The organism is Pedobacter sp. MC2016-24 (assembly GCF_015223055.1).
GTDB lineage: Bacteria > Bacteroidota > Bacteroidia > Sphingobacteriales > Sphingobacteriaceae > Pedobacter.
The window spans coordinates 627,599-633,842 of sequence record NZ_JADFBX010000003.1 but is presented as its reverse complement, the minus strand read 5'-3'; the positions used below and the strand labels follow the sequence as shown (position 1 = coordinate 633,842).

General features: G+C 41.8%; 7 protein-coding genes. 4 read left to right on the top strand and 3 right to left on the bottom strand.

Annotation, left to right across the window (positions count from 1 at the left end):
- Positions 1–52: 52 nt before the first annotated feature.
- A complete protein-coding gene (locus IM797_RS10870) occupies positions 53–463 on the bottom strand; it encodes a BrxA/BrxB family bacilliredoxin (protein ID WP_194127124.1) in 411 nt (136 codons plus the stop codon).
- A 202-nt stretch (positions 464–665) separates the two neighbouring features.
- On the opposite strand from IM797_RS10870, the gene IM797_RS10865 reads away from it, so the two are divergent.
- The 3 genes from IM797_RS10865 to ahcY all read left to right on the top strand — a co-directional run bounded on the left by IM797_RS10865 (position 666) and on the right by ahcY (position 2,787).
- On the top strand, positions 666–971 hold the full coding sequence (locus tag IM797_RS10865; RefSeq protein WP_194127123.1) for a hypothetical protein: 306 nt from the start codon (positions 666–668) through the stop codon (positions 969–971).
- 20 nt (positions 972–991) lie between these two features.
- A complete protein-coding gene (locus tag IM797_RS10860) occupies positions 992–1,291 on the top strand; it encodes a hypothetical protein (protein ID WP_194127122.1) in 300 nt (99 codons plus the stop codon).
- Between the two features lie 179 nt (positions 1,292–1,470).
- The gene (gene ahcY / locus IM797_RS10855; RefSeq protein WP_194127121.1) at positions 1,471–2,787 is read left to right on the top strand and encodes an adenosylhomocysteinase; all 1,317 of its coding nucleotides are present in this window, start codon (positions 1,471–1,473) and stop codon (positions 2,785–2,787) included.
- 98 nt (positions 2,788–2,885) lie between these two features.
- On the opposite strand, the gene IM797_RS10850 is transcribed toward ahcY, so the two are convergent.
- Positions 2,886–3,869, bottom strand: coding sequence for a polysaccharide deacetylase (locus tag IM797_RS10850; protein ID WP_194127120.1), 984 nt, complete (start codon positions 3,867–3,869; stop codon positions 2,886–2,888).
- A 15-nt stretch (positions 3,870–3,884) separates the two neighbouring features.
- Positions 3,885–5,453 (bottom strand): mechanosensitive ion channel family protein, encoded by a 1,569-nt coding sequence (locus IM797_RS10845; RefSeq protein ID WP_194127119.1) that lies wholly within the window; start codon positions 5,451–5,453, stop codon positions 3,885–3,887.
- Between the two features lie 64 nt (positions 5,454–5,517).
- Between IM797_RS10845 and IM797_RS10840 the strand changes: the two genes are divergently transcribed.
- Positions 5,518–6,237, top strand: coding sequence for a pyridoxine 5'-phosphate synthase (locus tag IM797_RS10840; protein WP_194127118.1), 720 nt, complete (start codon positions 5,518–5,520; stop codon positions 6,235–6,237).
- Positions 6,238–6,244 lie beyond the last annotated feature (7 nt).

Here is a 6,244-nt window from a genome sequence, read left to right as displayed (position 1 = left end):
TAGCTACCTTAGATAAGATAGCTATTTCCTTTAAATCTTTGAAAACGATTGCTTAGCAATACTGATCAAATGCACCGATTAAGCTATCGGCAATCATTTGAGCCGGACGGCCTTCAATTTGATGACGTTCGATCATGTGAACCAATTTACCATCTTTAAATAAAGCCATGGCTGGCGATGATGGCGGAAAAGGCATCATATACCCCCTGGCCTGATCAACGGCCTCTTTTTCCATGCCCGCAAAAACAGTAACCAATTTATCCGGGTGTTTCTCATTAGCAGCAGCTAATCTTGCAGCAGGGCGTGCATTCGCTGCAGCACAACCGCATACTGAGTTTACCACTACAAATACAGTTCCTTCGCCAGCAATTGCGTTGTCTACATCTGCTGCAGTTTTTAATTCTTCAAAACCTACATTTGTAAGTTCTGCACGCATCGGTTCTACTAAATATTCTGGATACATATGCTTTAATTTCTTTTTTAATTTCTTTTGAGTGCTACAAATGTACAGCACTTGCAGCTAGCATCAAAGCACCTGCAGGCTGAAGCCTTAGTTTTTACCCTTAAATTACTTTGGGTTAAAACTTTAGTCCCAGCGGTAGCATTATTCATATGAATTTTCGCGGGCAATAACTATATTGCTATTGTTTTTAACCCACCAAACCATGACCACCACAGCAGAAACACCATTTCGTATGGAAATGGATCCGAACAAATTAGATTCAAAAATCAAGAGTTTTGAATACAATGGAAACAACTACCTGTACATCTGTCATTTAAACGTCTACTCTGGAATTCCGGGCGGTCATGAAGATGACAGACCGGACCAGGTTAAGTTTTTGGTTAAAAGTTTTTATGGCAAATACATTGACATGGTGATTCCGCTCATGGAATTTGATACGTCTGAATTTTATGCGACGCTAAGCAATGACATCAATAAACATTTAATTTCGACTGAATCAAGTTACTAATTGTTTGCTATTTTTGCTCTATGGAAGCCAAATCAGACAAAAATGCCAAATCCAGTGATTTGATCAGAACCATCGTAAACGATGCATTGAAGCAAAAGATGTGGGTATTTGATCCCGCTTCAAAAAGATGGTTTACGCCTGGTGAATTTATGGAGATGTATGAGCGGTATGATAAGCTGGATATTACCTGGCTGGATAACATCCAGGTGCTTGACCCGATAGAGGGCCTTGAGGCTGCCGATCAGTTGATACAAAGTATCATGACACGCAGAACTGCACTTGCCCGGCGGATAATCGACTACTGGAAAGACAAGAAATAATCCTTTAGACTGGATTTAATTTAACTCTGTTAAATTCTGACGACCTGGCAACTACCTTGATGGGGTGATGTTAATGTCAAACAACAATCATTAAACGGCCATGCTTCCAGTACTTTTGAATTTAGCTAAACTATTGTGTAATTTTGCGCCTGTAAAATAGAAATTTAAAAACATATTATATGTCATCAGTAGAGACAACTTACGTTCCTTACAAAGTTAAGGACATTTCACTGGCAGAATGGGGCCGTAAAGAAATTGGATTAGCCGAAGCAGAAATGCCAGGGTTGATGTCATTACGCGAAGAATTCGGTCCGTCAAAACCTTTAAAAGGTGCACGCATCGCCGGATGTTTACACATGACCATCCAAACTGCAGTTTTAATTGAAACTTTGGTTGAGCTGGGTGCTGAAGTAACCTGGTCTTCATGCAATATCTTTTCTACCCAGGACCACGCTGCAGCTGCAATTGCTGCTGCTGGTATCCAGGTGTATGCCTGGAAAGGCTTAGATGAGGAGAGCTTTGACTGGTGTATTGAGCAAACTTTACATTTCGGTCCGGAGCGTCAGCCTTTAAATATGATTTTAGATGATGGTGGTGATTTAACCAATATGGTGTTTGACAGGTTCCCTGAACTGATTGCTGACATCAAAGGTTTATCTGAAGAAACTACTACAGGTGTACACCGTTTATACGAGCGCATGAAAAATGGCACTTTGCACTTACCTGCAATCAATGTAAACGATTCAGTAACCAAATCTAAATTTGACAACAAATACGGATGTCGTGAATCCCTGGTAGATGCGATTCGTCGTGCTACTGATGTGATGATGGCTGGCAAAGTGGCTGTTGTTGCTGGTTATGGCGACGTAGGTAAAGGTTCTGCAGAATCTTTAAGCTCACAAGGTGTACGTGTAATCGTTTCTGAAATTGATCCGATCTGTGCATTGCAAGCGGCCATGGAAGGTTATGAAGTTAAAAAATTCGCTACTGCAGTTAAAGAAGCTGATATCATCGTAACTACTACCGGTAACTGTGACATCGTTCGTGCAGAGCACTTCAAAACGATGAAAGACAAAGCGATTGTGTGTAACATCGGTCACTTCGACAATGAAATTGACGTAGCCTGGTTGAACAAAAACTATGGTGATACTAAAGTTGAGATCAAACCTCAGGTTGATAAATATACCATTGATGGTAAAGACATCATTTTATTGGCAGAAGGTCGTTTGGTAAACTTAGGTTGCGCAACTGGTCACCCAAGTTTTGTAATGTCGAACTCTTTCACCAACCAAACGTTGGCACAATTAGAGCTTTGGACAAACACAGACAAATACGAAAACAAAGTATATGTATTGCCTAAATACCTGGATGAGAAAGTTGCCCGTTTACACCTGGCTAAAATTGGTGTAGAATTGGACGTTTTAGATCAGCATCAGGCGGATTATATTGGTGTTCCTGTAGAAGGTCCGTTTAAACCGGAAGCATACAGATACTAATGCACAATAGATTTGGGATTTCAGATCGACGATTTCCCGGTATAAACAAATAGCTGCAAAATATTTTGCGGCTATTTGTTGTTATAGAAAGATTGTATTTACTGACTAAATTCATCTTCTACACTTTGGTTCAGGTCATAGAGCAACCAGTTTTTATGCTTCACATCAGCCTGTTTGCTTTTCAGCAGCTGGATAAAGTCCTTTACTCCCACCGGCTCATTTCCGTTTCCATGGATCAATACTATGCTACCGGAATTGGCTGACTGACCTTTAGCCAGCCAGGCGTCGCTACCTACCGGAATAATGCCATAGCTGAGCAGCTTGGTCACCACCTGACGATCAGAAACAAGGCCCGGAAATCGAAAAAATATGGAGGGTAGCAAACCCTGCTGGATCATGGCGAGTTCAGTTCCAAGAATCTCAAAGTTAAGGTCGGTACCAGGCTCCAGTAAAAAATTAGTTTGCAATGGCGCGTTGGAACTTACCCTATGGTTGTAAGAATGGTTGACCCAGGTGATGTCGATGTCACCTGATCTGACCAGACCTTTCAACCAATTTAGATCACCTTGGTGAGTCAGCATCCACCTTCCTGTTACGGAAATGGCAAGTGGAACCGGTTTTTCTGTCTTTTGAAATTCAGCGATCAAAGTAGTAAAAATCACCCTGTCCAGGGGTTTATGCGAAGGACAAAGGTCTATGGTTAAGGTGATTCCTTTTTCCTTGGGAAAGCCATGAATGATGCCCGCATCTTGTAAACTGCCTGAAAGCTGGGTCGCAGTAGCGATCGTTTTCATATAAGCAGTATTTTCAAAATGAGTGGTGGCCTGATCCCAGGTTAAGATCTTAACGGGCAAACCCGCCGCAGGCACAATTGCTGTGGTTAATTCCTGGGGGTTAACGGTCAAATAAGCTAAAGTTCCCGAACGGGTAAATTTCCTTAAGATCAGCTGATCTTTACCTTCGTATCTAGTCAGGGCAAAAAAACGGACATAATTGTCCACATTTACCTGAGCCAGACCTGATATGGCCGGACAGAGCAACAAGCTCATCAATAGCAGTCTGTTTTTCAAAAATGCAATCATACAAGAGGGTTCAAATCAAATTTTAGGAATGATGGTACTCGCGTTTCCATCTCTGATGGCCTGGTAATGCGGCGACATAATCTCCACGCCTGCAGCATCAAAAGCGATATGAATATTTTTATGCAGCTCTGAAAAAACGGCAGGCATTTTTGCCGGATTATTGATGTACACATTCAATTCATAAGCGACAAACCAATCCTCCAGGCTCGTTTGCAATACAAATGGTTTTTTTTCCTTGATGACGCCTTCCGATTGCATAGCCGCTTTGATCAATAGCTCGTGAATGACATTCCAGGAAATGTCATAACCCAGGGTTACCGAAGTATGGATGATCAGTTCGCCTTTGCTGGCCATGCTGCTGTAATTTACGGTATTACCACTCAATATAGCACTGTTTGGAATGGTAATCACTTCATTTTTGAAGCTCAGGATCCTGGTAACAAGCAAAGATTTCTCTTGTACAGCGCCGGTAACTTCACCAATTTTCACAATATCGCCAATTTTAAAAGGACGCATATAAGTGATCACCATACCGGCCACACCATTACTGATTGCAGAAGAAGATCCAAAAGAAATGAGGAGCCCTAAAAAAACAGAAACACCTTTAAATATCCCAGAGTCTGAACCCGGTATAAATGGCCAGATCACAACCAGCATAAATGCGTTGAGAATGAGCTTGACAATATTGTACGTAGGTTTAGCCCAATCCGGATAAAATCCACTGACGGTTAATTTTTCCGTTTCAATTTCATTGGCAAAGAATTTAACTACTTTTTTTAGATAATGGAATACGACAACAACGACGGCAATGGTAATGAAGTCGGGGATAAAATTGATGACGGCACGAAAGATATTTTTAAGCGGGTTAAGTACAAAGCTGATCAGGCTATCGCTCCAGGGTTTTGTCCATGGAAAAAGCCGGAATACAATGGGCAACGTGAGGTAAACAAGGATCACAATGACCGCAATCTTTATCAGATTTAAAATCTTTCGGATCAGGATCAGTTCGCTTTTCCGGTCAATAAGTTCATAATTTTTGATTTTAAGTCCTGAGATTTTTTCATGCAGCCGAATCCTAAGCCAGGCATTAAACCGGTTTGAATACTTATTGAGCAGATAGATACATAACCCAAGAATAAAAATTATTAGCAAGCCCAAGCCGCCCCGTTTCAGCAATTCAGTCAGGTCAGTTTCTTTTTTATAGGTATTGATGTTTTGAAGAATGATTTCCTGATAAGCTTTGGCCATGATGATCCGATCCATCTTCGCTGAATCAGCATCAGCTTTAGATAAACTGAGTAATACATCGCCCCGATAAGCTACATCTACCAGGGTAGAATCATTGAATGTAGTGAGTGAGTCTGACACGAACAACAGGTCTTCTGATAAGGCAACTACCTTTGCGGAAGTCCTTTCTGCCCGTTCGGCAGCGGATAAAGAGCCCAGTTTATTCTGAATGTAAAAAAGGGTATCTGCATGCGCGATGACCGGGTGTGCTTTCTGCATTACTTTACTTTGCTGGGCATGGCCTGGTTTTTGCAAGCCCAGGAGGCAAAGGATGATGAGCAGTTTTTTTTGTAACATTGAGCTGATAAATTATCGTTAATGCAGACAGCAAAATAAGAAAATAATCTGCTAATTTTACCACATGGCTAAATTATCTGTAAACATCAATAAGATCGCAACACTCCGCAACAGCCGCGGAGGAAACAATCCGGATTTAGTAAAAGTAGCGTTAGACTGTGAACGTTTTGGTGCTGAAGGCATCACAGTACACCCGCGTCCCGACGAACGGCACATCCGTTACCAGGATGTTTTTGACCTGAAAGCTGTTATTGCTACAGAGTTTAACATTGAGGGTAATTGCAGGGAGGACAAATTTGTTGACCTGGTTTTGGCCAATAAACCCGCGCAGGTAACTTTGGTACCTGATGCTGAAGGGCAAATCACTTCTAATCATGGATGGGATACGGTTAAGCACCTCGACTACCTCAAAGAAATGGTTGGCCTGTTCCAGTCGGCAGGAATCAGGGTATCCATTTTTGTTGACCCCATCGTAGAAATGGTAGAAGGTGCCAAAGAAACTGGTACAGACCGGGTTGAATTGTATACCGAAGCCTATGCACACAATTATTATGACAACCGCGAAAAGGCTGTTTTACCTTATGTGGCCGCAGCACATAAAGCCCATGAACTTGGCCTTGGCATCAATGCAGGTCATGATCTGGACCTGCATAACCTGCATTATTTCGCACAAAGTATTCCGGGTTTACTGGAAGTGAGCATTGGACATGCCCTGATCAGCGATGCGCTATACCTCGGATTGGAAAACACGGTTCAAATGTATTTGAGACAACTGAAAAATTAAAATAAGC